At 43.8% G+C, this 26,151-nt stretch carries 22 protein-coding genes; 9 read left to right on the top strand and 13 right to left on the bottom strand.

Going from position 1 to position 26,151, the window contains the following annotated elements:
- The first annotated feature begins 52 nt into the window (after positions 1-52).
- Positions 53-133 (top strand): protein YrbN, encoded by an 81-nt coding sequence (yrbN, locus tag BA1DRAFT_RS24595; protein WP_105394837.1) that lies wholly within the window; start codon positions 53-55, stop codon positions 131-133.
- Entirely contained in the window at positions 123-2,030 is a 1,908-nt protein-coding gene (locus BA1DRAFT_RS04465; RefSeq protein WP_036776501.1) for a DEAD/DEAH family ATP-dependent RNA helicase, read from the top strand. Before yrbN ends, BA1DRAFT_RS04465 begins: the two co-directional genes overlap by 11 nt.
- Before the next feature lie 262 nt (positions 2,031-2,292).
- Here the strand turns inward: BA1DRAFT_RS04465 and BA1DRAFT_RS04460 are convergent, their stop codons facing one another.
- The 3 genes from BA1DRAFT_RS04460 to BA1DRAFT_RS04450 form a co-directional block, all read right to left on the bottom strand.
- Positions 2,293-4,095: a carbon starvation CstA family protein gene (locus BA1DRAFT_RS04460; RefSeq protein ID WP_036776494.1), complete on the bottom strand. Its 1,803-nt coding sequence runs from the start codon at positions 4,093-4,095 to the stop codon at positions 2,293-2,295.
- A 170-nt stretch (positions 4,096-4,265) separates the two neighbouring features.
- On the bottom strand, positions 4,266-4,982 hold the full coding sequence (gene btsR / locus BA1DRAFT_RS04455) for a two-component system response regulator BtsR (protein WP_036776491.1): 717 nt from the start codon (positions 4,980-4,982) through the stop codon (positions 4,266-4,268).
- A 2-nt stretch (positions 4,983-4,984) separates the two neighbouring features.
- Positions 4,985-6,682 (bottom strand): sensor histidine kinase, encoded by a 1,698-nt coding sequence (locus tag BA1DRAFT_RS04450; protein WP_036776488.1) that lies wholly within the window; start codon positions 6,680-6,682, stop codon positions 4,985-4,987.
- Between the two features lie 237 nt (positions 6,683-6,919).
- Here BA1DRAFT_RS04450 and BA1DRAFT_RS04445 point away from each other — a divergent pair, with 237 nt between their 5' ends.
- Genes BA1DRAFT_RS04445 through BA1DRAFT_RS04435 form a run of 3 tightly spaced genes read left to right on the top strand, consistent with a single transcriptional unit; the run spans position 6,920 to position 10,189 of the window.
- On the top strand, positions 6,920-7,891 hold the full coding sequence (locus BA1DRAFT_RS04445; RefSeq protein WP_036776487.1) for an HlyD family secretion protein: 972 nt from the start codon (positions 6,920-6,922) through the stop codon (positions 7,889-7,891).
- 7 nt (positions 7,892-7,898) lie between these two features.
- Positions 7,899-9,044: an ABC transporter permease gene (locus tag BA1DRAFT_RS04440; RefSeq protein ID WP_036776484.1), complete on the top strand. Its 1,146-nt coding sequence runs from the start codon at positions 7,899-7,901 to the stop codon at positions 9,042-9,044.
- On the top strand, positions 9,044-10,189 hold the full coding sequence (locus BA1DRAFT_RS04435; RefSeq protein ID WP_036776482.1) for an ABC transporter permease: 1,146 nt from the start codon (positions 9,044-9,046) through the stop codon (positions 10,187-10,189). The genes BA1DRAFT_RS04440 and BA1DRAFT_RS04435 overlap by 1 nt, the downstream gene beginning before the upstream one ends.
- A gap of 97 nt (positions 10,190-10,286) precedes the next feature.
- On the opposite strand, the gene BA1DRAFT_RS04430 is transcribed toward BA1DRAFT_RS04435, so the two are convergent.
- The 7 genes from BA1DRAFT_RS04430 to BA1DRAFT_RS04400 all read right to left on the bottom strand — a co-directional run bounded on the left by BA1DRAFT_RS04430 (position 10,287) and on the right by BA1DRAFT_RS04400 (position 20,481).
- Positions 10,287-10,829, bottom strand: a complete 543-nt coding sequence (locus BA1DRAFT_RS04430; RefSeq protein WP_036776481.1) for a CDP-archaeol synthase — start codon at positions 10,827-10,829, stop codon at positions 10,287-10,289.
- Positions 10,819-11,442 (bottom strand): CDP-alcohol phosphatidyltransferase family protein, encoded by a 624-nt coding sequence (locus BA1DRAFT_RS04425; protein WP_036776478.1) that lies wholly within the window; start codon positions 11,440-11,442, stop codon positions 10,819-10,821. Before BA1DRAFT_RS04425 ends, BA1DRAFT_RS04430 begins: the two co-directional genes overlap by 11 nt.
- A gap of 9 nt (positions 11,443-11,451) precedes the next feature.
- Positions 11,452-13,035: a fatty acid CoA ligase family protein gene (locus tag BA1DRAFT_RS04420; protein ID WP_036776472.1), complete on the bottom strand. Its 1,584-nt coding sequence runs from the start codon at positions 13,033-13,035 to the stop codon at positions 11,452-11,454.
- Positions 13,032-14,087: a hypothetical protein gene (locus tag BA1DRAFT_RS04415; RefSeq protein WP_036776469.1), complete on the bottom strand. Its 1,056-nt coding sequence runs from the start codon at positions 14,085-14,087 to the stop codon at positions 13,032-13,034. Before BA1DRAFT_RS04415 ends, BA1DRAFT_RS04420 begins: the two co-directional genes overlap by 4 nt.
- On the bottom strand, positions 14,080-16,824 hold the full coding sequence (locus tag BA1DRAFT_RS04410; protein ID WP_051560661.1) for a phosphoenolpyruvate synthase: 2,745 nt from the start codon (positions 16,822-16,824) through the stop codon (positions 14,080-14,082). The genes BA1DRAFT_RS04415 and BA1DRAFT_RS04410 overlap by 8 nt, the downstream gene beginning before the upstream one ends.
- A gap of 166 nt (positions 16,825-16,990) precedes the next feature.
- Positions 16,991-19,516, bottom strand: a complete 2,526-nt coding sequence (locus BA1DRAFT_RS21195) for a phosphotransferase (RefSeq protein ID WP_051560660.1) — start codon at positions 19,514-19,516, stop codon at positions 16,991-16,993.
- Between the two features lie 20 nt (positions 19,517-19,536).
- Positions 19,537-20,481 carry a prenyltransferase gene (locus BA1DRAFT_RS04400; protein WP_036776465.1) on the bottom strand — a complete coding sequence of 315 codons (945 nt, stop codon included), beginning with the start codon at positions 20,479-20,481 and terminating at the stop codon, positions 19,537-19,539.
- A gap of 618 nt (positions 20,482-21,099) precedes the next feature.
- Here BA1DRAFT_RS04400 and BA1DRAFT_RS04395 point away from each other — a divergent pair.
- A complete protein-coding gene (locus BA1DRAFT_RS04395) occupies positions 21,100-21,396 on the top strand; it encodes a hypothetical protein (RefSeq protein ID WP_051560659.1) in 297 nt (98 codons plus the stop codon).
- Entirely contained in the window at positions 21,390-21,893 is a 504-nt protein-coding gene (locus BA1DRAFT_RS04390; protein ID WP_036776462.1) for a GNAT family N-acetyltransferase, read from the top strand. The genes BA1DRAFT_RS04395 and BA1DRAFT_RS04390 overlap by 7 nt, the downstream gene beginning before the upstream one ends.
- Here BA1DRAFT_RS04390 and BA1DRAFT_RS04385 read toward each other — a convergent pair.
- The gene (locus BA1DRAFT_RS04385) at positions 21,862-22,176 is read right to left on the bottom strand and encodes a GIY-YIG nuclease family protein (RefSeq protein ID WP_036776461.1); all 315 of its coding nucleotides are present in this window, start codon (positions 22,174-22,176) and stop codon (positions 21,862-21,864) included. The two genes, BA1DRAFT_RS04390 and BA1DRAFT_RS04385, sit on opposite strands and share 32 nt — an antisense overlap.
- A 274-nt stretch (positions 22,177-22,450) precedes the next feature.
- On the opposite strand from BA1DRAFT_RS04385, the gene bhsA reads away from it, so the two are divergent.
- Both bhsA and BA1DRAFT_RS04375 read left to right on the top strand, forming a co-directional pair.
- Positions 22,451-22,702 carry a multiple stress resistance protein BhsA gene (gene bhsA, locus BA1DRAFT_RS04380; RefSeq protein WP_036776459.1) on the top strand — a complete coding sequence of 84 codons (252 nt, stop codon included), beginning with the start codon at positions 22,451-22,453 and terminating at the stop codon, positions 22,700-22,702.
- A 123-nt stretch (positions 22,703-22,825) separates the two neighbouring features.
- On the top strand, positions 22,826-23,257 hold the full coding sequence (locus BA1DRAFT_RS04375; RefSeq protein ID WP_036776456.1) for a YhbP family protein: 432 nt from the start codon (positions 22,826-22,828) through the stop codon (positions 23,255-23,257).
- 2 nt (positions 23,258-23,259) lie between these two features.
- On the opposite strand, the gene nrdG is transcribed toward BA1DRAFT_RS04375, so the two are convergent.
- Together nrdG and nrdD are read right to left on the bottom strand one after the other, a co-directional pair.
- Positions 23,260-23,724: an anaerobic ribonucleoside-triphosphate reductase-activating protein gene (nrdG, locus tag BA1DRAFT_RS04370; RefSeq protein ID WP_036776449.1), complete on the bottom strand. Its 465-nt coding sequence runs from the start codon at positions 23,722-23,724 to the stop codon at positions 23,260-23,262.
- Between the two features lie 18 nt (positions 23,725-23,742).
- Positions 23,743-25,881 (bottom strand): anaerobic ribonucleoside-triphosphate reductase, encoded by a 2,139-nt coding sequence (gene nrdD / locus BA1DRAFT_RS04365; protein WP_036776447.1) that lies wholly within the window; start codon positions 25,879-25,881, stop codon positions 23,743-23,745.
- Positions 25,882-26,151: the final 270 nt, after the last annotated feature.

Here is a 26,151-nt window from a genome sequence, read left to right as displayed (position 1 = left end):
GAGGGCTTATTTGTTCGTTTAATTAAATACTTTGAGCCAGTTCACATTTTAAATGAAAATGACCGAAATTTTTTTCGATGCGTTATGTAGACTGGCCGCCATAACTAACGAGGCACCATTACATGACCACTGAGACTGAAATCTCTTTTGCTGATCTGGGTTTATCAGCACCTATCCTTTCTGCACTGGAAGATCTTGGCTATGAAAAGCCATCTCCAATTCAGCAACAATGTATTCCCCATTTATTAAATGGTCGTGACGTACTAGGTATGGCGCAGACGGGGAGTGGTAAAACTGCGGCATTCAGTCTGCCTTTACTGCATAACATCAATGCTGAGTTGAAAGCTCCGCAGATCCTTGTGTTGGCGCCGACCCGTGAACTGGCGGTACAGGTAGCCGAAGCGTGCGCAGATTTTTCCAAACATATGCGTAACGTGAATGTTGTTGCGCTGTATGGTGGGCAACGTTATGACGTTCAGTTACGCGCTTTGCGTCAAGGGCCACAAATTGTTGTGGGTACACCTGGGCGTCTTTTGGATCATCTGAAACGTGGTACGTTAGATCTATCTAACCTGAGCGGCTTAGTTTTGGATGAAGCAGACGAAATGCTGCGTATGGGTTTTATCGAAGATGTTGAAAACATCATGAGCCAGATCCCCGCAGAGCATCAGACTGCGCTGTTCTCTGCAACTATGCCAGAAGCTATCCGTCGCATTACTCGTCGTTTTATGAACGATCCGCAAGAAGTGCGTATCCAAGCGAGTGTAACGACTCGTCCTGACATCAGCCAGAGCTATTGGTCTGTTTACGGTATGCGTAAAAATGAAGCTTTGGTGCGTTTCCTTGAAGCAGAGGATTTTGATGCCGCGATTATTTTTGTGCGCACCAAAAACGCAACGCTGGAAGTGGCAGAAGCACTGGAGCGTAATGGCTACAACAGTGCGGCGCTAAACGGTGATATGAACCAGGCACTGCGTGAGCAGACGTTGGAGCGTCTGAAAGACGGCCGTTTGGATATTTTGATTGCAACTGATGTTGCAGCGCGTGGTCTGGATGTTGAGCGCATCAGTCTGGTTGTTAACTATGACATTCCAATGGATGCCGAATCTTATGTTCACCGTATTGGCCGTACTGGTCGTGCAGGGCGTGCTGGTCGAGCGTTGCTGTTTGTAGAAAACCGTGAACGTCGCTTGTTACGTAACGTTGAACGTACAATGAAGCTGACTATCCCGGAAGTTGAACTGCCAAATGCTGAATTGCTGAGTCAGCGTCGTCTGGAAAAATTTGCCGCTAATGTACAGCAGCAATTGGAAAGCAGTGATCTGGATCAGTACCGTACTCTGTTGTCTAAATTGCAACCTGCGGAAGATCTGGATATAGAAACGCTGGCCGCGGCATTATTAAAAATGGCGCAAGGTGAGCGTCCATTGATTCTGCCTCCAGATCCGGTGCGTCGTCCTCGCCGTGAATTCAATGAACGTGATGATCGTCGTCGTAATGGTTTTGATGATCGTAGCGAACGCGGCGATCGTCCTCGTCGTGAACGCCGTGATGTCGGTGAAATGGAGTTGTACCGTATTGAAGTGGGCCGTGATGATGGTGTTGAAGTTCGTCATATCGTTGGTGCGATTGCTAACGAAGGTGATATCAGCAGCCGTTATATTGGCAATATCAAATTGTTTGCAACGCATTCCACAATTGAATTGCCAAAAGGTATGCCAGGTGATTTATTGTCCCACTTTACCCGTACCCGCATTCTGAACAAACCAATGAATATGCAGTTATTGGGTGATGCACAGCCATTTGAACGTCGTGAACGTCGCGGTGGTGGGCGTAACGGTAACGGTAATGGTAGTGGCCCTCGCCGTGATCGTGAGAGTTTTAATGGTGGCGGTCGTCGTTTCAATGGTGAACGCCGCGGTGGAGAAGGCCGTGGTGAAGGCCAAAGCCGTAGCAATTTCCGTGGTCGTGGTGATGATCATGGTTCATCTGCTCCACGCCGTCGTCATAACAATAGTAACGCACAGTAATCATCTGAACTGATATACCCTATGGATTTCAAGATGCATCGCGACGGCAAGGGAGCGAATCCCCGGGAGCATAGGTAACTATGTGACCGGGGTGAGTGAGTGCAGCCAACAAAGAGGCAACTTGAAAGATAACGGGTATTTTAAATAATAAAGCGGCTCTTTCTACAGGAGCCGTTTTTGTTATCAGTTAATTTATTTAATGTTTTTTATAATAAAAAAGCTGCTCTTTATACAAAGGGCAGCTTTTGATATGAGAAAGAGATCAGTGAGTCAGTACCTCAACTGAATTACCTGCACTGCGGGCGCGCCACAGTTTCAGCCATTGCATAATGGAAGAAACCGTAATCACAACGCCGAGGATAACCATCACAATGGAGATCGTTCCATTGAAGATGTTGAAACCTTTTGCTGTGGAGTTGAAGTAAACATTCTTCACCATCCAGTAAGCAGCGTAGTTCACAGTAACATACAGGTAAACCAGTGGTATCAGGCAAGTCAGTATATACCAGCGTTTTTCAGACAGACGCAGGATAATTGTCGCACCAATCATCAGGCCGATGGAGGCCATCAGTTGATTGGATACCCCGAATAGCGCCCAGACTGAATTGATATCGCCGGAATTCAGCAGATAGCCCCACAGTAAACAGGCAATGATACTGCAACCAATGGAACCTGGTAACCAGTTAATACGTTTCAGGGGCGCCCAAATATCGCCCAGGAAATCTTGCAGCAGGTAACGGGCAACACGTGTACCGGAATCAACCGCTGTCAGGATAAATACGGCTTCGAACATGACGACGAACTGGAAGAAGTAGGATGTTAGCTGGTTGAACCAAGGGACGCGGGTGAAGATATCCGCCATACCAACCGCCAATGTGACGGCTCCACCGGTACGGCCATACAGATCCAGACCAATTTCCTGACTCAGTTGTGGTAGATGGATAACATCCATACCCAGTGTAGCAAAGACCTCTGGGGAGGAGTTAATCGCGAAATAGTCAGCAGGATAGAGAGAAGTGGCAGCGATCAACGCCATGACGCCAACGACACATTCTGCCAGCATGGCGCCGAAACCAACTGGCAGAATATCACTCCACTTATCGATCTGTTTTGGTGTTGTGCCAGAGCCGATAAATGCATGAAAACCAGAAATAGCGCCACACGCAATGGTGATGGAGATAAACGGCCACACCGGACCTGCCAGTACAGGGCCATTGCCATGAATAAATTCAGTGACTGCCGGGAATTGGATCTCCGGGTTAATAAAGATGACTCCCACAACTAACGCGCCGAACACACCGATTTTCATAAAACTGGAAAGATAACCACGGGGAGTCAGTAGCATCCATACTGGCAGAGCGGTTGCAAAAAATGCATAGATTGGCAGTGCCAAGCTAACAGTCGATGTACGTAGACTCAGCCATTCACCGAAGGCGGATGATTGAATGTAAGGGCCGACAATCACACAAGCCATGATGGTGATAATACCTACCCAAGTTGCTCCGCGCATGTTACCAGTGAAGCGCTCCCACAGACCGACGCCGATTGCGACCGGAATGGTCATAAATACTGCAAATGTTCCCCAAGGGTTACGCTCTAGCGCATGAACGACCACTAGGGATAGACCTGCCATAGTAATCGTAATGATGAACAGCATTGCAAGGCCGGTGCACCAACCAGCAATTGGGCCAAGTTCTGTTTTAGCAACTTCTGACAGAGATTTACCGCTATGTTTCATTGAAGCGAATAAAACAACCGTATCATGCACGGCACCGCCGATAACACAGCCGATTAACAGCCATAACATACTTGGCAGATAACCGTATTGGGCTGCTAACACAGGGCCAACCAGCGGTCCTGCGGCTGCGATTGCTGCGAAGTGGCTACCAAAATTGACCCATTTTTTCGTGGGTACATAATCTTTACCGTCTTCCAGTAGATGGGAAGGTGTAACCTCGCTGTCATCTGCTTTCAGTACCTTCTTAACGAAGAATACGCCGTATAAGCGGTAGCAGGTAACCAGAATACACAACGTTGCAATGACAAATGTGAGAGCGTGTTGCATTTCTCTTCTCCTGAGAGTTATAAATTTTTACTCGTATCTTGTCACAGGTAAAGGAAGCTATAAGGGAGTGTCTGAGTGAGTGGTTGTATGGCGGGTTAAGTGGTCAGATTCAGCAGGTGAGCGGTGAGTAAGAACTGACTAACCTGCTGAAAATGTGATAATTGTCACGATTACTTCAATCCTAGTGCCTCTTTCAATGGCTTCAAATAACGGCGGCTGACAGGAATAGTTTTACCATTGCGTAGAATCAGTTCGGCCTGTCCGTGATCACCAAATAAGATTTCGCGCAGATGGGTCATATTGACCAAATATTGACGATGATTTCTCATCAATGGTGTGCGGGTTTCCAATGTGCGAAGTGTCAGTTCAGTAAATCCTTCCTGCCCGTTGGTACACATAACATACACTCCGCTTGGACGGGAGGTGACATAAAGTATTTCATCCAGTTGCACAAGCCAGATGCGGCTGTGGCCGGTGCATGGGATATATTTCAGCGGCTCTTCTACTTTAAGGATGGAAATATCCTGTTTCTGATGCCCTTGCCGTAATCGTTGTAGGGTTTTAGTTAGACGGCTTTTTTCCAGAGGTTTTAATAAATAGTCAAATGCGTGCTCCTCAAACGCTTGTATTGCATATTCATCAAACGCAGTCAGAAAAACAATATAGGGACGATGTTCTGGATCGAGCATACCAACCATTTCTAATCCGGTAATACGTGGCATTTGGATATCCAAAAATACAACATCGGGTTTTAGATGATATATGGCGCCAATGGCTTCAATAGCATTGGCGCATTCGCCAATAATTTGAATATCATGTTCTTCTTCTAGCAAACAACGTAGGTTTTCTCGTGCAAGCGGTTCGTCATCAACAATTAATATATTCATATTCACACAGTTTTATTAGCCTCTTTAATGAGTGGCAAGTGTAAAATTACGCGAGTAAATTTTTCTGGTTGGCAATCTATTTGCACACCATAATTTTCACCATAGCGAAGTCGTAGCCGTTTATCTACCAGACTCATTCCTAGTCCATCCCCCATAGAGACCGATTTATAAAGACCGGCATTATCTTCCACTTCCAGTATCAACAATTGATTTTGTTGATGAGCACGAATAGTAACCTTACCGGTTTCTAATAACTGTGATGTGCCGTGTTTGATCGCATTTTCTACTATTGGCTGGAGAGAAAAAGCGGGTAATTTAGCGTGAAGCAGAGATTCCGGCAGTTCAATGCTTATTTGCAGATGATCACGGAAACGCGCCTTCTCAATTTGTAAGTAAGCATTCACATGCTCTATTTCATCAGACAGCGTGACAATCTCTTCTGACCGTTTCAAGTTTTTACGGAAAAAGGTTGAGAGATATTGTACTAATTGACCCGCTTGATAACTGTCTCGTCGGATCACGGCTTGCAAGGTATTTAAGGCATTAAATAAAAAGTGAGGATTCACTTGCGCATGAAGCAGCTTAATTTCGGATTGAAGCAGTGATTGTTTGTTACGTTCATATTGTCCTGCGAGGATTTGGGCGGATAACAAACTGGCAATGCCTTCCCCTAGAGGGCGGTTGATTGAGCTGAACAGACGGTTTTTGGCTTCATAAAGTTTGATTGCGCCGATAACTTGCTGATTTTCTCCCTGTAGCGGGATGACCAGAGTTGAACCGAGCTTGCAGGTTGGATTGATTGAACAACGGTAAGGTATTTCATTGCCATCGGCATAAACCACTTCATTATTTTCAATTGCTCGACGGGATTGTTCTGAAGCAATAGGTGTTCCAGGGAGGTGATGATCTGAACCGGTACCAATAAACGCCAAGAGTTTTTCTCTATCTGTAATAGCCACTGCGCCTATTTCCAGTTGTTGATAAATAACTTTTGCTACCTTCATACTGTTATTTTCATTAAATCCTTTTCGTAGAATACCCTCTGTATAGACAGCGATTTTCAGGGCTTGAGCAGAAAATGCGCTAGTGTATTTTTCAAATATCGCGCGTCGGTCAAGTAGGATACGTATAAACATTGCTGAGCCGATACTATTGGTGATGATCATGGGGATGGCGATATTTTTGACCAACGCTAATGCTTCACTGTATGGACGAGCGAGCAGTAGTAAAATGCCCATCTGTATTATTTCAGCACAAAACGTGACGACAGCGGCTGTCCAGGGATTAATCAGTCGGTTTATCTGACCACGTTTCGTCAGATAGCTGTGAATAATGCCACCGATTAAACCTTCAATAATGGTCGATATCATGCAACTGAAAGCGGTTATCCCACCAAGGGAGTAGCGGTGCAGTCCACCGGTTAATCCCACCAGTGCGCCGACACTTGGCCCACCCAGAAGCCCGCCAAGGACTGCGCCAATAGCACGGGTATTGGCAATGGAATCACCTACATGCAGACCAAAATAGGTTCCCATAATACAGAAAATGGAAAAAGTGACATAACACAGCAGTTTATGAGGTAAACGCACAGTGACTTGTAACAGTGGAATAAATAGTGGTGTTTTACTTAGCAGCCAGGCGATCACCAAATAAACACACATCTGTTGTAGTAATAACAACACAAGATTAAATTCGTACATAAATTTTCCGAGAGGATTTATGGATGTTATTAGTTTACAGAAACAGCTAATAATATTATTAAAAGTTTAGTTTAAGTAGGTTAATATTTGACAACAATCATAAACCACTACACTATTATAAAGCGTCTTCCTTTCTGTCAGTGATTATACGCACGAATATATAAGAAATTTTCCGTAGAACAATGCGAAGCTATAACGTTAGTTTCGAGTCGGGTAATTTTGGATGTGTAAGACATCATGAAAAAAAGAACACTTTTTACGATTTTACTGGTGATTTTGCTCACAGCAATGGCTGTGTTGTTTCATTCTCATAACCAATATTTATTGTTGCAAGGTGAAGTTGATGCGCCGGAAGTGATTGTGGCGTCTAAAGCTAAGGGACGAGTGATCAAACGTCACATTGAACGGGGAGATGATGTTAAAGCAGGCCAGTTGCTGATTACACTTGAAAGCCCTGAATTACTGGCCCAGGTTGCTTCATTAGAAGCTGCTCGTGATCAAGCTAAAGCGCAGTTGGAACAATCTCTTCATGGAACCCGTGAAGAAAGTATTCGGAATTTGGAAGCGGGTTTGGCACAAGCTCAGGCCGAATATGATAATGCGGTACGTGAATATGAGCGCATTCAGAATGTCGCATCTAAAGGTTATGTTTCACGAAACGATCTAGATAATGCTCACAGAAGTAGGGATGTTGCTTATCAGAAAATGCAGAGCGCAAAAGCGGCATTGGATGAAGGCAGGCATGGTGACAGGATTGAATTGCGCCAGAAATACGCAGCAGCTTTACGTCAGGCTGAACAGCAACTGATTGAGTTGCGAACCCAGAGTGATGATTTGCAAGTCAAAGCGCCTGTCGCGGGGGAAGTGGGGCCGATTCCGGCAGAAGTTGGTGAATTATTTAGTGCTAATAGTCCTTTAGTGACATTAATCCGTGTACCAGAAGCTTATTTTATTTATAACCTGCGGGAAGACATTCTGGCAAAGGTACACAAAGGGGATAAAGTCAAACTTCGTATTCCTGCGCTAGGTGATAAAGAGGTTGAAGCCGAAGTTCGTTATATCTCTCCGATGGGTGATTACGCGACTAAACGTGCCACTCGCGCCACTGGTGATTTCGATTTAAGAACCTTTGAAGTGCGCTTGTATTCCTTACAGCCTATTGAAGGTTTACGTCCTGGTATGAGTGCCTTGTGGCGTTGGGATAAGTAGGTGACTGATGCGAAGCAAGGTTGTATGGCGTGGTTTCGAACGCGCTTTTAGCCAAGAAATCCGGGCTGTGATTCGTAGCCCAGTTTTTCACTGGCTAAGCTGGTTATTTCCGTTGATGTTATTTGTGCTGATCAGCGCTAATTTCTCAGAAGGGACGTTGCTCAATCTGCCAGTATCGGTGGTTGATAATGATCAGAGCCCGCTGTCACGTCATCTAATACGTAACCTGGATGCGGCTTCTCATGCGCAGATTAAATCTTATGATGGCGGATTACAGGAATCTCTTGAGAGGCTTGGCAGTGCTAAGGATTACTCTTTACTTTATATCCCACACGATTTTGAAGCTAATGCGCTCAGAGGAAACCAGCCAACCGTGCGTATGTATTACAACGCGTTGTTTTATGGTGCCGGAAGTTATTCTATTCAAGATCTCAGTGGTTTAATGGCAGAGATTAATGCGAAGTACCGTTCCATATTGGCGACGGAAATGGGTCATCAGTTACCGCCATTAGCCAATGTTACGCTCGTTTATGACAGCCTTTTTAATGCCAGCGGTAGTTACATCTATTATCAGCAGTTTGCGGCCACAATCCATTTATTACAGCTTTTTGTTGTAACCTGCACGATTTATAGCATGGCACGCAGCAAGACACTGATGACAATGAAACCATTTACTTTCGCTCTATTGGGAAAATTGGCGCCTTATACCCTGTTTTTTACTCTGTTGTTGATTGTTGAATTGGCCGCTCTGATTGGTGTATTTGATGCAAAAGTGAATGGTAATCCGATATATATGGTAATAGTGGGTTTCTTCTATGTCATTGCCGCTCAAAGTATTGGCCTGTTGCTGTTTACTTTCACTAATAGCACATTGACGGCTTACAGTTTAATTGGAGTGCTAGTCAGTATTGCGACGACTTTTTCAGGTATGTCAGTGCCAGAATTATCAATGATATTGCCGGCACGAATAATTGCCAATATTGAGCCTTTGACGCATGCGCTAAATGCGATGTTTGATATTTTTCTGCGAGAGGTTTCTTTGCTGGGTATTTTATCTGTTTGTGCTTTATTATTTATTTATCCGGTTGTTTGCTTTCTGTTAGTACGAAACCGGTTATTTAAACGACTTGGTTTGCCACAGGGTGATGAATAATGCAGATGTATTGGCAAACTTTTCGCCGGGTATTAATGGGAATGTTGGAAAAGCCCATGTGGATGTTGATGCTGGTTTCCTTGTGTATGATGAGTTTGGTATATGTCCGGCCAACAGTATGGGATCTTCCGGTTGCCGTGATCGACCAGGATCACAGCTCTGCTAGTCGGGCTTTGATACGCCAGCTCAATTCTACGGCTAAAATTGCTGTCCACAGCTATGATAATTTAGCTGATGCTCGTCACGATCTACTGCTGCGTGAAATTTTTGCGATCATTATCATCCCGGCGGATCTGGAGAAAAATATCCTTAATGGAAAAAATATCACTTTTCCGATTTATGGCGATGCAACAAGTCGTCTTGCCAATGGACAAATTCAGCAAGAGTTAACCTCAGCCCACCGGCAATTGCTAAACGAATATAACAGTAAATTATTATTGAAATATGGTTTTAGCCCTGAACAGACAGAATTATTACTGATGCCGATTCGTAGTGAAACTGTTGGGCTATTTAATCCTGGTGTTAGTTTTGCCGCAATTGTTTTTCCCGGTTTGTTGGTGATGTTATTACAACACTCGTTATTGATATCTTGTGTGCGGGTCAGTATTACGATACGTGGTACACCGAAAGGTAAACCTCCATTGCCTGTCTATTTGGGAGCGTTGTCGGCGTTATTACCGATTTGGCTTTTTCTCTCCATCATCTTTTTTGTACTTTGGCCGTGGGTGTTGGGATACCGACAGGAGGCGTCTATTCTTTTGCTATTAATGCTGACGTTCTTGTTTATGTTGGCGGTACTCGGATTAGGTAAATTAGTGACAGAATGTATGCGCAGTGTAGAAATGATCTATTTAACGATCGCTTTGCTTACCACGCCTGTGTTCTATATTTCCGGCACAGTCTGGCCGGTACAGGCAATGCCTGATTGGGTGAGAGCAATTTCTTCTGCTTTACCATCGACTTGGGCAACGAAAGCGATTGCCGGTGTTAACCAAATGGGATTGCCAGTACAGAATGTACTGGGAGATATTGCCATGATGCTGGTTCTTGGTGGGGTTTATACTCTGTTAGGAATTTTGATAAGTATGGTGCGTAATGGTGAATTAAGGAAAATAACCTATTATTTGCGTAGGGTGTTTAAGTGAATGATTCCACATTTTTATTTCCCACGCTATTGGGTTCTATTATATAAATTGCGAAACCGCAGCTGTTTTGCTGCGGTATTTCCATCGGAATTTCTGGCTAGAATCTGGTTTTTTTCAGCGAAAGTAGAAACAGTATATTTTTAACGACAAAGGCGCTGATTAAAAAACAGAAGAAAACAGAAAATGCATCGACATAAGTAAGATTAAGATAAATAAAATAGGCTATTGTGACGCCAATAGCAGAATCAAGTTGATCGAATAAAATAAACAATCGCTTATTTTGTTCCGGGTGTTTTCCCGGAGGTGCGCCGAGTCTCCTTTTTAGCCAAGAGTTCGGTAATTCGAAAAGAACATAGCCGAAACCCGCCAGAAAACCGGCAAATAAGCAGGAGGAAGTAGTCTGGGGAATAATAGTGTCCTGTGTTCCGGTGCCGGGAACTAACCACAATAGCGAAAATAGCGCGGTAATAATGGGTACAACAATAAAACCGCGCCAGGTCTTGTTGCGACCAAAATAACGTTGATGTATTGGAATAGCCCAGCGGGCAAAATAGTTTTTCGTCACAATTACCATGTGTAAACAACCACCAAGGATGACGGGAATCATTAAAATCCATCCATGATAAAAACTATTGAACATAAAGACTCCAGAAATGAAGACCGGTAAATAAAACAAATCCTGCAAGTGTTGTACTGATGATAGTATTGAGACTCTTGAATTTATAAAACGGGCGATCCCATAACATAGCGATACTGAATGTAAGGAGCGCTAATGTCAGTAAGAGATGGCTTAACCATGGCTCGACGACTAAGCTTACCAAAGCGTAACCACTGATAATAAATAAGCTCCAGAATACGGGCATACCGAGATAGGAGAGCTGGTTTTCATTCTTAATATTCCCGACTTCATTAAATACAGATAATCGCAGGCAACCACTAATGATCATTAAGATAATAAACAGGGAATACCAAGATTGATAACCGGAAAGGTAGAGAATAATGGCTGGAGAGATCAAGTAAATAAGTTGATCCATAAATCCATCAAGATAACGACCAAATGGGCGCGTAATATTTAAGTTTCTGGCTAAAATACCATCGAGCGCGTCACCAAGCATGGCAAGATATAAAAACGCAATGGCTAAGTAATACCAATGTTGTAATGCGGCTGCCACGGCAAGAGCGCTAAATACCGCCCCACCAATAGTAATATAGTCTGCTCTATTTAATTGGATAATAAAATGATTATTGTTCATAACTTTTCCTTATTTTTCTTTGTATGGAACGGAGGACAATTGGCCTTTTCTGAGCATATTTGTCAGAGCAATGCGGTTTATTTTGCTGTTATGACGAATATCGACCGGAATAGAATTAACATAATAAATACGGGTAACTAGTGTGAGCGCCAACTGGTCTAAAATAGCGGGTAAATCTGCCGGTAGTGTGGTGCTCTCCAGTATCAGAGCGGCACCGCCTAAAGGATGTAACACGAATGCGCTTTGAGTGACCTCTGGTAGTTCATTGATCCTTTTTTCCAGTACGTAAGGATGAATGATACGGCCATCATCTAACACCACTTTGTCTTTTACCCGTCCAAGTAGCCAGAGCTGTCCTGTAGTATCCAGATAGCCAACGTCGCCGGTACAGTGCCAAATGCCCCCCTGTTTACGTGGGAGTTTGTTTTCTTTCGTTGCTTGAGGATTATCAATATAGTCTTTGAGCACATGAGGCCCGGCAACCAAGATTTCACCCACATTACCGGCGGCCAGTGGGATAATTTGTTGGGGGTTGGCAGTTATTTCCCGAATACATATTTCTGCTTGTGTCACCGGTTTTCCGACCAAATAACCATCATGAGTTGCCCAGTGGTTTAATTGAGTCGTCATTTCGACGGTACTGATCGGTTCAACCTCGGTGGAACCATAGACTACTAAATGCTGAGCATGTGGGAAGACGGTCAGGCAGTTTTCAAGCAGAGCCTTGTTGGCAGGCGCGCCACCTACAATGATTGTTCGCACGTTGGGGAATGACAACCCTTTGCTCTTAGCATAACCGGTAATTTTGCTCATATAGGCGGGAGCGCCGCTGAGGCATGTAATACCTTTGTCTTGTACTTGCTTGACGATCTTCTGCGGATCAACGGTTGCCGGATGGGCAAAGTCAAAATCAGGCAGAATACTGCTGTTGCCGCAGCATAATGAGTGCAGCACCATAACGGGGAAACTGTGTAGGTCAATCTCACTCTTTCCCTCAGTAAAAAGCGCTGTTATGGCATAAAGTTGTGCTAGCAGGCTGTCATGAGTGCGGTTTGCGCCTTTGGGTATGCCGGTGGAGCCTGAGGTAAAGGTAATTAACCCGGTTGTATCCGGCGGTAAATCTCGGCAGATAAAGCTATCTAAAGATAAATGTTGACTGGGTGTTTCCAGCGCTTTCATGCCCCAGATACGTTGTCCGATGACAAAACGTCTCAGTCGCCACAGTTCAGGGATCAAAAACCAGAATTTTCCTAACGTAGGTTGGGTGATCACCGCTGATAATTTATTGCGGCGCAGTATCTCCCTCAGTTGCTTTTTGGAAAGCCCGCGTTCAAGCATAACTGGAACTAGCCCTAAACCCAGAATAGCAATAAGCAATGGATACAGGACTAAGCCTGGTTGAATAATCACCAACAAGCGATCGCCAGCGACGAAGCCGGCTTGGGTTAATAGACGCTGGAAATGGGAGGCATGAGAAAAAAACGCTTGAAAGCTTAAGCCGCTACTGTGCTCCAATGAATGTGGCACTTGCAGGGCTAAATGCTCAGGGTGTTTTTGGGCTGCATTGACAATTGGTTGACAAATATTTGTCATGCGATCCTCCTGTAATAAAGCGCATATTGATGCTTGGTGGCAGCCGGTGTATTAAAAAGCCGTCCTGCGGTCTTGAGAGATGTATTATCTTCACGCATCAAAGCGCCTCCCAGACGAGGGTGAATACGCCTGGCGCTCTGTTCAAATGAGTAATACAGCGTGTTGTACAGCCGACTGCCTCGGTATTGCGGTGCAACTGCCACGGTTTTCAACAACCCGATAGCGGGCTGACCTTTTTGTAGAACAGACAGACTCAGAAGTAACCCAGCAATTTCGCCGTTGGTGGTTTTAGCCAGAAATGAGGCAGGATAACGGCAAAAAGGTTTAATAAACTCCTCACCACAGTGCTGTTGAAAGGCGGACCAAGATGGCGTGGTATAAGCGAAATTTTCGCCAAATACCGAGTCGATAAAAGAATAAAGTTTAACCTGTTCTTGCATCCATAATTCCGGTGTTAACGGCAATAATGTTGCTTGAATATCAGGAAGTTTTTGCGCGCGTTGATGAGCTTGCTGAAAGTTGCCTGCTATTGCCTGAGTATCGTCGAATAGTGAGATATAGCGATAACGGATATCAAACCCTAACTCTTTTAACAAAAGAGGATAGTAAGGAGGGTTATAAGGCTCATGCTCAAAGGGAGGGACTTCAAAATGATCAAGTCGAACGCGGTAATCGCCGAAAGTTGAGAAATTAATGGGTCCGTAGAGATTACACGCACCATTTTCCTTGGCCCATTGTTCCAGGGCGCTAAACAGCATGGTGTTGCTTGCTATGTCATTATCCGTTTCCCAAAAGCCGAAAAATGCGGCAGATCGGCCATCAACACTATGAGGTACTAAAAAGCCGACAAGACGGGTTTTCCCAGGAATGCAGCCAATCCAAGCTTTACTGTGATTAAACCAGGAATTCTTTGGACTGAACTGTTGTTGCACTTTTTCCCGGTCTTCACCAGACCAGAGCGGCCAATCGCGATAAATCATTGGCGGAAGGTCAAGAAAACCTTCAGGCAGTGGATTGGCCGGAGACCATTCTCCCATGAAGATATTAGACATGTTCACTCCTTGATGCCTGTTCTTCTGTTGTGGTGTCGTGCAAGCGGACAACACTTCCAGTTGCGCCATCCATGCGTACTCGATCGCCATCTTGCAAAATTTGTGTGACGGCAGGAATGCCAACAATTGCGGGGATACCCAGTTCACGGGCGACAACGGCGGAATGTGAGAGAGTAGAACCGCGTTCGATTAATAACCCACCGGCGGTAGGGAATAATGGCGCCCAACCGGGATCGGTACGCACAGTACACAGGATCTGACCTGCCAGCGACATTTCATCTTGTGGGTTTTTAATTAATCGGATAGTTGTTTCAACCTGCCCTGGGTAACAACCTATACCTTGTAGCACATTGCTATCAGTTGGGGCCTGTTTTTCCCGATAGGGATAGCTGTAATCTTGCTGTTGATACAGCGAGCCTCTAATGAAAAGGTGATGAGCGGGTTCATCTTCGGTTTCGTAGCTGGCATATTCTTGCTTGCGTATAGCAACTAAAGGCTTAAGTTGGGTTTGTATTGCTGTTCCTTCGTAGCCGCTGTAGATCTCCTCTAACGTGAGATAAAAAATATCGCGGGGTTCAGCGAGGATACCTTCTAGTGCATAGGCTTGACCAAGTTGTATGAAAATATCCCGATATAGCCCAAACATACGGGTCCGGGTGAAGCGCATATTTTCCCGGTGGCGTATCGCCTGGCGCAATTTCTGCAAATTGTTTTTGAAAGCGTTCATGCGTCTGGAGCCAAGTCGCTCGTGTATTTGCTGAAATGCCGTGTTTTCGGCCTGAGTACGCAATTTTCTTTCCCGGCTAGATAGTGTCTCTGGGGTGAGAGTATCGATAGCAAGGTAGTTTTTTAGTATCAGAAATAGAAAACTGGGATCTTGTTTTAGCGTGATGGTTTCCAGCTTCAATTCCCCCATCGTGCGATCGCCATATTTTTTAATATAATCGATGCACTGCTGGTGGAATGATTCATCGAGTTGGCGTACTTGGGTCAGCAGGGTACGGGCGTCACCGTGGGTCAATAGGTTGCGCAACTCAGGGTGCTGGCGTGCATATTGGCACATCTTTAACAGCACTTTGGTTGGTTGGGTGCTTTCAATATCTTCATCCCCAGAGAGGAGATCACCTAATAATGCAGATGAATTCTCAATATCGGCAGCAATTAGCTCCCGATTTACCCGTCCATTAAACATCATTACATAGAAGTCGTTCAGGATCGGCGTCGTCCAGCGTCGTAGCAGATGTTCATCCAGATATTTCAGTTTCTCGATTAGTTGGCCGCTGTTACAAGTATGCGGTTCTGTTTGTTTTATGGCGGCGTCATGCCATTTGAACTGTTCTAAAAATAGTTCTACCCGTTGATCCATAGTCCTAAAGGCATATAACAGGCGCAGAAATGCCCATCCCATTTTTGGCAGTTTCTTTATTTTATCGCCTGGTGAAAGCGTTTTATCCTCAACAAAATCAACTGGATCTTCCAGCCCCATCATTCTTTCCATATCTTCTTTATTGGTTTGGAAAGAGGGGAGTAATAATAGCCCTTTATACCAATTGTTGATGTTGTAATAGATCCTGCCTTTAATTAAACCGAGCATGTTTTCCAACATGGAACGATGCAGGTTAACTTGTTTATCCGAGCAACCTAAGGCACGTATTGTCTGTTCATAAACGGTGGCATAACCGGCGCGAGCAAAAGAGAAGGTTAGTGGTGTTGTTATTCCACAATAAGATTCCTGAATATTGGAATTATCAAAGATAATATGACGCTCGCTTTGATCATCCTGACGTGGCAAGCGGGTTATTGGCCGGGTCTGTAGAATAAAGATTTTATGGTTTTGAATTGTCCATTCGATATCTTGTGGGCATCCTCGTTCTGCCGCGATTTTTTTGCCAATATTTCGTAATGCATAGATTTCATTATCGAGTAAGGTCGGTTTCCACTGTTTTTCTTCTGCGACGGGTATCGTTATTGTACCGTTGCCATTGGCGGTATCGAAAACACTTGCTGTCTCTTTTTGTGTGATATGGCGTTCAATCTCAGATGTAGTGAGATGAACTGAGAATTCGTCGGTATCGCATTCGCCGGAAACCACACCTTCTCCGGTGCCCCAGGCGGATGAGATGAGGCAATGTTGCCTGCTGCCCGTGACTGGGTGGGCGGTAAACATAACACCAGAAACCTCACCGGCAACCATGTTTTGAATGATGACAGCACTACTTATATTGCCCATCGGTAGCTGTTTGTGTAGGCGATATTGTAATGCACGTGTGTTAAAAGCTGAGGCCATCACAGCGCGTAAGCTATTGACCAGCGCTGATTTACCTCGTTGAAATAGGTAGCTGTCCATCTGCCCGGCGAAAGAGGCATTGGCGGCGTCCTCGCCAATGGCTGATGAGCGAACAGCGAAAAATGTATCTGGGTGATTCTCCGATAAGAGAGCCAATTCTTCTTCTAATTCGGTAGGCAGTGGAATCGACTGTATCCACTGACGCAATGGCGCAGCAATAGTATCGAGTTTTTCCTGGCTGATATCACGTGGTACGGCAGCCAACTGTTCTATGATATTGTTTGCAAATGTATCTTTGATAAGCAGGCTATTGAGTACCTCGCTGCTGATGACCCAATAATTAGGTACAGGAAAACCGTTTTGCGTAAGCCATAATAAATTAGCCGCTTTGCCACCTAAGGAGTGTTCCGCCAATTCAATAGCGTTATCTTGAGTGTAGAGATATTTCATATTATTCCACCAATGCAGCAATAGTATACTTTGCTTACATCATGGTCTTATTTGCACGTAATATTGTTGGCGTGAATAGATCAATAAGATATGAATGTATTACAAGCTATTGCTGCACCCTTATTTTAGAGGAAGAGTAAAATTAAATAGTATATTCGGTTGATTATTAATTCCGTATTAATGAAATAAGCCAGCGGAGAGTTTTCATTGTGCGCTCCATAAATGGATAGCCAACAACATTGTGGGCCATCATATAAAGGGGAATTCTTCTCATCCATAAATCACGCAGCGCTAATTCATAGCCGCGACGCCAATTTATTGGATCAAGAGAGAGCCCCGATTTTTGCTCAAGTTCAACCCGGTGTAGTTCAATATAATAGGCTACCTTATCCGCGTCGCTTTGTGGGTCTAAGCTAAAGGCCAGAAGTTCTGCCAGGTCGCGTTGTGGTAGATGCAAAGTAGACAACTCCCAATCCCAAGCGCATAAACGTAGCCCGGTTTCCTGTTGCCGGAAGGCAATATTGCGTGGGTTGAAATCACCGTGAATTAATGTCCTTGGCATCTGTTCGATTTCCTTCCACCAAGTGGCGGTGTTGTTTACCCAGTACTGGAAATCGTCTTGTTCTTCGACGGGAAACAACTCAGGGAACGTTTGGTGAATAAAATTGCCCAGTTTTTGCCACAGGGGCTTCATCTGTGAAACCGTATCGGCATTCGCAATTTGCAGTTGTGGGAACTTCAACGTGAGCTCTTCTTCTCGTCCCAACCAGATAGCGTGAATATCTGCTATTCCTCGGATGGCAGCTTCAAGGTGGCGCTGCTCCCAAGGTGTTTCCAGATTAATGTTGTTCATTAACACCATATCGTGGAGCAATTCTTCAATCAGGGCATAAGTTCCGGTTGCTTCGTTTTCAATCACACCATAAATAATTGGAATATAACGCATCAACCGTGGATCTTGCTGATTCATAATAGCCAGCTCACGGCTATGGCTTTGATTAAATTCAAGCTGATGTTCAAAGTCCTGGAAAACAGCAAACAACTCAGGAGAACAGTGTTTGGCGATATCCAGTACCATATTGACGACCTCACTCCCCAGAGGTTTCAGTTTCAGCATCACGGGTAAATTGTTCTGTGCGGATGTCGTCATAGAAAAAGGAAATAAGCCAATTAAACGTTCCGCATAATTTGAGCTCAGACTTGTCAGCATGCTGTGCTCATCACCGCCAGAAAATTTAGGATTGATCGTGGTTAAATGGGCACCTTGTAACACAGGGTTAAAATCTGCTTGCTGGAAGAAGGAGAGATCAAGGTCCTGTGGGGTATGTGCAATAATATTGCTGGTGGTGACAGGGCGATAGCGGCCAAGTCTTTCATGTGATTGAGCGAACTCATCCGCAGCAATAGCTGACAGTGTTGAAATATCAAGGGCCAGACAATAGCTGGCGATGATCTCCGCCAGGCGGGCAGTGCCGTTTTCATCGGTGCAGCCCAACATGTTCAGACATTCACGTTGGTGTGGTAAATAAGTTCCGCCACCGATAGTACCGATGATCAGAGAAGGCAGTGTAATACTGCAATAGACGCGGTTATCGGCAGTTAATGTCATGTGCAGGTGGGCGACTGACGATTCATGTACGCAGGCAATATCTTGCCCTAGAGCGGTAAACATCCCGGCAATCACATTGGCCGCATTAATATTCATGCCGATCATCCCTGAGGCAATAGCGCCTTCGCAGACATGATGATAAGCCGTGACAAGTTGTTGTGGCGTGACTCGCAAGATTTGCTGGCAGGATTCAGCATCTAAATAAACCTCAGCCACTACACGAGTTCCACGACCTTCGATGAAAGGTTGATAAGACACCTTTTTATCACTAGATGTATTACCATCGATCATAAAGTGACGTAGTGGTATAAACGCCATTTTGGCTAACTGTTGTTGGATCCATTGACATGCGTACCAAGTGCAAATGGTGGTCATGTTTTGACCTGCCGCTGCGGCGGTATTGTAGATAAATTGCAAATGGACGCTGCGACCGATGATATGTGGATTTATTTCCAACAATTGCGCATGTTTTGAATGGCGTCCTATTTCATACCGTAATTCGCTGATATGTTCTTTGATCCAATCACTGAACATAATGCTATGCGAGACGCTATGAAATTCAAAACGCGGGGCTCGTATCATGCGTTGACCAAGTACACGCGCGGTCGTTCCCCCTGATTGCGTAATGGCGGAAGAACCACGGGATACCGAAGCAATTAAAGCGCCTTCTGTGGTAGCAAGTGGAGCATAATATATCCCTTGAGCGTATTGTCCCTTTATCAAGAGAGGGCCGGCGATCCCCACGGGGATTTCTATTGAACCAATAAATCCTTCAATGGTTTTTGCCAGTTTGGTCGCATCCAGATGGGTATTTGCCACGTGTTCCAATGTATGCCCGGTATGTTTTGCCAAATAATCCAGACGTTTTTGTCGCGCTTCTTCGGTGTAGGTGTAGAGGTGGCGGCGGGGCAATAATTTTACTTGAGTTGTTTCTGTACGGACGGCAGATGCTCCTTGGTGTTTTTTGATGCTAAATATGTCACGTGACAATTCTAGAATAGAACCTCGCGCACAGTTTTCTATGTGATCAGTGGTATTATCTGATGCATCACTTACATATGATTGGATATTCTTTTGCAACATAATTATATTTCCTTTAATACCTAAGCAAACCCAAGCTTTATTAAGATGCTGGCAGTGCAAACCGAGTAACCCAGCACCATAAATATTCCCACGACAGCTTCATCGCGTTTGCGATTTTGGATAGTGGGGTTACGGAGGAATTTACTTAATTGCCATAGACACAATGCATAACAAACGACCAAGATAATTAACGCCCATAACGCTATACCATCAGTGGTGATACGGATTAGCCAAATCTGTAATATCAACATTACGGTGAGTAATGCCGCGATAATAGCGACAGCCCCTTTTCTGCCGAAAATAGATGAATAGGTCGGTATTTCCAGGCGCTCTTCATCTGGACCTTTACACTTGCGTGTAATTTCAAAACTGAATCCAGAGAAAAAGCACAACCCCATTAAGACCCATATTGGGAAAGTGAATGTGAGGTTAGGGCTGGCGATATTGCCCAACCACCAGATAATGAGCGGCATTACCAGCATATGGGAAATAGCATACCAAGTAAGGTGTTGGTTTAACCAATCACCGATAAAGAACTCTTTGCCCATAAGACAGGTCCAGATAAAGACCAATAGCCAGGCAAAAGTAACTGAACCTATTCCTCTATCTAAAAATAGGCTTCCACCCAATTGTAATGCGATACAACAGATACCAAGCGCCCGTAGATTTTTCAGCGTAATAATACCGCGTTGTAAAATCCGCTGTGGATGATGTTCACAATCCAGTTGATAGTCCTTATGCTCATCGAATATCCGTAATAGTAAAAAATAGGAGAAGGACATCAGGCAACCGAGCAGGATTTCCCATGATAAAACGGGTTTTTCCCTTATTGAATAAAAAGCTACGGAATAGCTGATGATATAAAAGAGAAAGAAAAGCGGCGCATTTTGCAGCGGGAAACGCTCATCCATCCATAGCTTTATCCTCTTACCAATGAATTTTGAATAAATATCTTGGCCTTCCATACATCATTCCTATTTATTGTATAAAGACTAAACTATATACATTTGTGAAAATTCAGCTCGAGGATAATCAATCCAGAAGAGAATCTTAATAAAGTCTATGAGTGTTTTTTAACATTATTTCTCTAAATAACTTCCAAAATACGTATAGACTGGAGCCATACATTAAGCCAAAAGTTTGTCATCGGCTATAATCAGTATGTGTAAATTTTAATTTTAGTATGCAACTTATGTTTACAAATTTTTCCATAACTGTATGTTTGTACGATATTTTATTTCATCCTCAGATTGAGGGATAACGGGCTTCGATATCATATTTCAGACAAATATAAATGAGTATCTGTTTCGTTATCTGTATAACTTTTCACGCAAATAAATTTTTAGTAGGACAAAGTTACTCCATATAAAATACCGGAATAAAACAATAAATGATTAGTTATTGTAATTGAATGAGTGATGAGATGTTTTGATTTAGCGCAGTTTATAGTCAGATATTGCCACAATAATTAAAAGGTAATATTTACAGTTAGGTCTGTGTTGGATTCTTGATGTAGGATCGGGGAATGCCGATATATTTTGGCTAAATAGCTACGTTACTTTATCAAGTAAGGAGTCTGAGCTGTGTTAGGAAAAATCCACAATCTTACTCTGTGCTGGTTTACTACTGTCTGCGCTAGTCATTTAGTTGTCAACCAGTATAAGCAGGAAGAGGTTAGTTTCAGCGACGAAGCCAATGATCTGATTCTGATAATTATCCGTACAGAATTAGGGTTGTGTGTTAAAAATTTGGTAGATGCGATAGCGTTGAAATTCATGCTTACTGTTTTCTGTGCAGGTTTGTTGCAATTGGCTGAGTGTGTAAAAACGAGTTTGCCGGAGGGCGCGGATCAGCACGATCTGGCGCGATTATCATGTTGATCAGGGTAGAAATTCCGGTAGATGCTGCGGGAATAGATCGGTTATTACGGAAATCTTTTGATACCTCGTCGGAAGCGGAATTGGTTCAACGATTGCGGGAAGATGGACTATTGACGTTAGGCGTGGTTGCCACAGATGACGAAGGCCAGGTAATCGGTTACGTGGCTTTTAGTCCGGTGGATATTAATGGTGAAGATCACCAATGGGTTGGTCTGGCGCCGTTAGCGGTTGCTGAAGAATATCGTCGGCAGGGAATTGGTGAAAAGTTGGTGTATGAAGGTTTGGATAGCCTGAATGAATTTGGTTATGGCGTCGTCGTTGTTTTAGGTGATCCACACTATTATCACCGGTTTGGTTTTACGCTTGCTAGTGAGCACCAATTGTATTGCCAGTGGCCAACGTATGAATCTTATTTTCAGGTATATGAATTAGCTGATAGTTTTTTGGCTGACCATCAGGGACTGGTTACTTATTCCCCACACTTTGGCCGTTTCTAATTGATGCTAAATATTCTGATATACAGACGGGCTGGCAAATAACCAGCCTCTCTTTTTGCTGTTTACTTAATTGTTTTACTTGATATTCCAGCCGTGAGGCACTGGAGCGGTCTCCGGCATGACTGCTGAAAACCAGCTGTAACGGTCCTTTCCCTCTCAGTGATTTTGCCCCTTTCCCGTTTTCATGTTGTGCAAAACGGCGATGAATATTTGTCGTTATCCCGGTGTAAAGCATGCCAGATTTTGTTTTCAGTAAGTAAAGAACCCATTGATTTTCGGCCATATAATTTTTTTCTGAATTTTCTATTTTTGATATTTATATTTTACTCGAACGCTTTTCTATATCATTTTTCTGAATAATTTAGTTTAAGTTATTATAATATAACAGTTTTATAAGACCCGTTACATATCAATTTGCTATACGTCGCATTATTTATTCAAAAAAATTGAAATAGAATAGCAATAATTGCTAATTTTTATTCCGGCCTTTAGAGCATACTATGATCCACATCACAGAGAGTAACTCATTCAACTAAAAATTGATCAAGGATCATAGTATGAAAAACGTAAAATATATCGCTGCTGCTTTAGCTTTAAGTGCTATCTCTTTTGGTAGTATGGCGGCAACAGAAGTTCAAACTGCTTCCTCTTCTAAAGTTGGCGTAGTTTCTGTCACGGGGGCTGATACTTTGGAAACCCTAAGTGCCGAGTTGTCCAAAAAAGCTGACAAAGCAGGGGCATCTTCTTTCCGCATTATCTCTGCTGGCGGTAAGAATCAATTATCAGGTGTTGCTGAAATCTATAACTAATTTATAGTAGAACATACTGAACCCTGGCCCTGTCAGGAGATGTCAGAACACGCCGTAGGATGATGTTTATCCCGGCGTGGTTCTGGGCTTCTAGGCAGATATAATCCTGCTATTGGAGAGAGTGTGAACGCTCCTGAAAACTTTCAGATTATCCATAGATACCTCGCAAGACAGCATGTCCTAACGCTTTGTACAGCAACCGGTGATGATATTTGGTGTGCAAATTGCTTCTATGTTTTCAATGCCGATGAGATCGCTTTCTGGTTTATGACTGAACTTCATACGCGCCACGGTGAAATGATGCAGGTAAACCCGCAGGTTGCAGGTACCATTGCTGGGCAGATTCGAAATATTGCACAGATAAAGGGTATTCAATTCAAAGGGGAAGTCATTCGTCTTGAAGGTGAACAAGATAAAGCTGCCAGAGCACGTTATTGCCGCCGTTTTCCTGTGGCAATTGCTGTTAAAACACCTATTTGGCAACTGAATCTCAATGAAATAAAGATGACTGATAATACGCTTGGATTTGGTAAGAAAATCTGCTGGCAGCGATAAAATTATCTTAATCTATGAATAATCTGGTTGCGGCTACCACGCCATAGTAAACCGGGTTCATAAAGATCTTGTATAAACTTGCCATCCACTAGCACATTAATATAGCTGACAATTTCCCGTTGAATTTCGCTAAGTTCCTTTAGCAGATAACCTGTCCAAAGCCAAATGTCCTTGTCTGGGCACTCTGTTTTAACCCGTTTTACCAATTTCAGGATCGCGGCTGCATTGTGTGGGTGGAGGGGATCGCCGCCAGATAAAGATAGCCCTTGTCGTTTAATGCGTTTGTCTTGTAAATCAAAAATTACACGGTCTTCCATTTCCTGCGTAAATGGTTGGCCGGAGCTTACCCGCCAGGTACTTTTGTTATAACAACCGGGACATTGATGCTCGCACCCGGCGACAAACAGTGTGCAGCGGGTTCCGGGGCCATTGACTACATCAACAGGGTGGTATTGGTGATAATTCACTTTGTCAGCCTGCCTTCATTAGCCTAATTGCCCATTTGCCAGATGTTTTACCCTGCGTTTCACCTCTTCTTGTTTGCCCGCATTGAACGGGCGGGCATCGGGGCTTCCCAGATAACCACAAATGCGGCGGATTACTGATACTTTGGAAGGTTCATGATTGCCACAACGTGGACAGGTAAACCCTTTACTGGTACAAGAGAATTCACCGGTGAATCCACACTCATAGCACTCGTCGATGGGGGTATTGGTGCCGTAATAAGGGACACATGAATAGCTGTAATCCCATACATCCTCCAGTGCTTTCAGATTATGTTGCAGATTAGGATATTCGCCGTAGCAGATAAAACCGCCGTTTGTTAGTGGTGGATAAGGGGCTTCAAAATCCAATTTGTCATAAGGATTGGCCTTCTTTTCAACGTCAAGATGGAAACTGTTGGTGTAATAGCTTTTATCTGTCACGCCTTCAATCACGCCAAACTCAGCGGTATCAAGGCGGCAGAAACGGTCACATAGATTTTCGCTTGGCGTGCTGTATAAACTGAAACCATAACCTGTCTCTTTTTTCCATTGATCAGTGGCTTTTCGCAGATGATCAACAATTGAGAGCGCTTTTACACGTAATTGTTGATCATCAAATAGATGAACCTGATTGCCATACAATGCGTTAATGGTTTCATGAATACCAATATAGCCCAGAGAAATAGAAGCCCGACCATGTTTAAAGATTTCAGCGATATTATCATCGGCTTTCAAGCGAACCCCGCAGGCGCCTTCTATATAAAGGATTGGCGCAACTCGTGCTTTAATGCCTTCCAGGCGGGTAATACGGGTCATGAGTGCTTGTTTTGCCAGTGCCAGCCGTTTGTCCAATAATTTCCAGAAATGTTTTTCATCGCCTTTGGCTTCGATAGCTATCCGAGGCAGGTTCAAACTGATAACTCCTAAGTTATTGCGTCCTTCATGAATTTGTTCACCCTTTTCCTCATAGACACCGAGGAAACTGCGACAACCCATCGGGGTTTTAAAGGAGCCTGTGACCTTAACCACTTGATCATAGTTAAGAATATCTGGGTACATACGCTTACTGGCACATTTGAGAGCCAGTTGCTTGATATCGTAGTTAGGATCACCGAGTTTGTGATTCAGGCCATCACGGATAGCAAATACCAGTTTGGGGAATACCGCTGTTTTGTGATTCTTACCCAAACCAGCAATGCGGTTACGCAGAATAGATTGCTGAATTAAGCGGGATTCTTTTGACGTACCCAGACCAAAGCCAAAAGTGACAAAAGGAGTCTGCCCATTGGCGGTATGCAGTGTATTAACTTCATATTCCAGTGATTGGAAAGCGTCATAACACTCTTTTTCTGTTCGTGCTTTGGCATAAGATTTTTTATCGCTGATATCCCACTGTTCGGCAATCGCCAAGTGTTTTTTATAGCTGGCTTTAACGAAGGGGGCTAATACTTCATCTATACGATTGATGGTGGTACCGCCATAAATATGGCTGGCGACCTGAGCGATAATTTGAGCCGTTACCGCTGTTGCGGTTGAAATGGATTTTGGCGGTTCTATTTCAGCATTACCCATTTTGAACCCATTGGTTAGCATGCCTTTTAGGTCGATTAACATACAGTTAAACATTGGGAAAAAGGGGGAATAATCGAGATCATGGTAGTGTATTTCGCCTCTTTCGTGAGCCAATACCACATTGCGCGGCAGAATATGTTGTTTGGCATAACTTTTAGCAACAATCCCGGCCAACAGATCCCGTTGAGTGGGAATCACTTTACTATCTTTATTGGCGTTCTCATTGAGCAGGGAAACGTTACTCTGTTCAATTAAACCACGGATTTCTTGATTAAGTCGGCTATGTAACTCTCGGGTAATATCCCTATTGTGACGATATTCGATATAAAGACGGGCAAAGTGCTTATATCTGCCAGCCATTAACTGATTTTCTACTGCATTCTGAATATCTTGTGCATTAACTTGCCTGTAGTCAGCGATTAATTGCGTTACTGTGGATGCAACTTGGATACAATACTCATCATCCGTCACGCCAACGGCAGAAGCGGCCCGTTTTATGGCATCTTTGATGCGTGTTTCATCAAATGGTACCTGTCGACCATCCCGTTTTATCACAACAGTTTTCACAATATGGCTCCTTGAGAATGTTGCTTAAAAGTGCAAACAATTCTCGTTTTGATATTCAGCTTAAAGATAGATATCGCTATATATAGTTTTATTTCCATATTTAAGCACAATATATAGTAACTTGAAGTGAGATAATCACGTTCTCATTTGATCTGAAACAAAGAATGAAGACTTATATTTAACCCGAATTCTGGATAAGAAATTGACATGAAGCCTGTTCCAGGAGCAATGTTTTGGTGCACGCCGAAACAGCTCCGGGGAGGAACAGGC

Origin of the sequence: Photorhabdus aegyptia (genome assembly GCF_000612035.1) — a bacterium.
In the GTDB taxonomy this organism is placed as follows: Bacteria; Pseudomonadota; Gammaproteobacteria; order Enterobacterales; family Enterobacteriaceae; genus Photorhabdus; species Photorhabdus akhurstii.
This window is presented reverse-complemented; position numbering and strand designations above follow the sequence as displayed.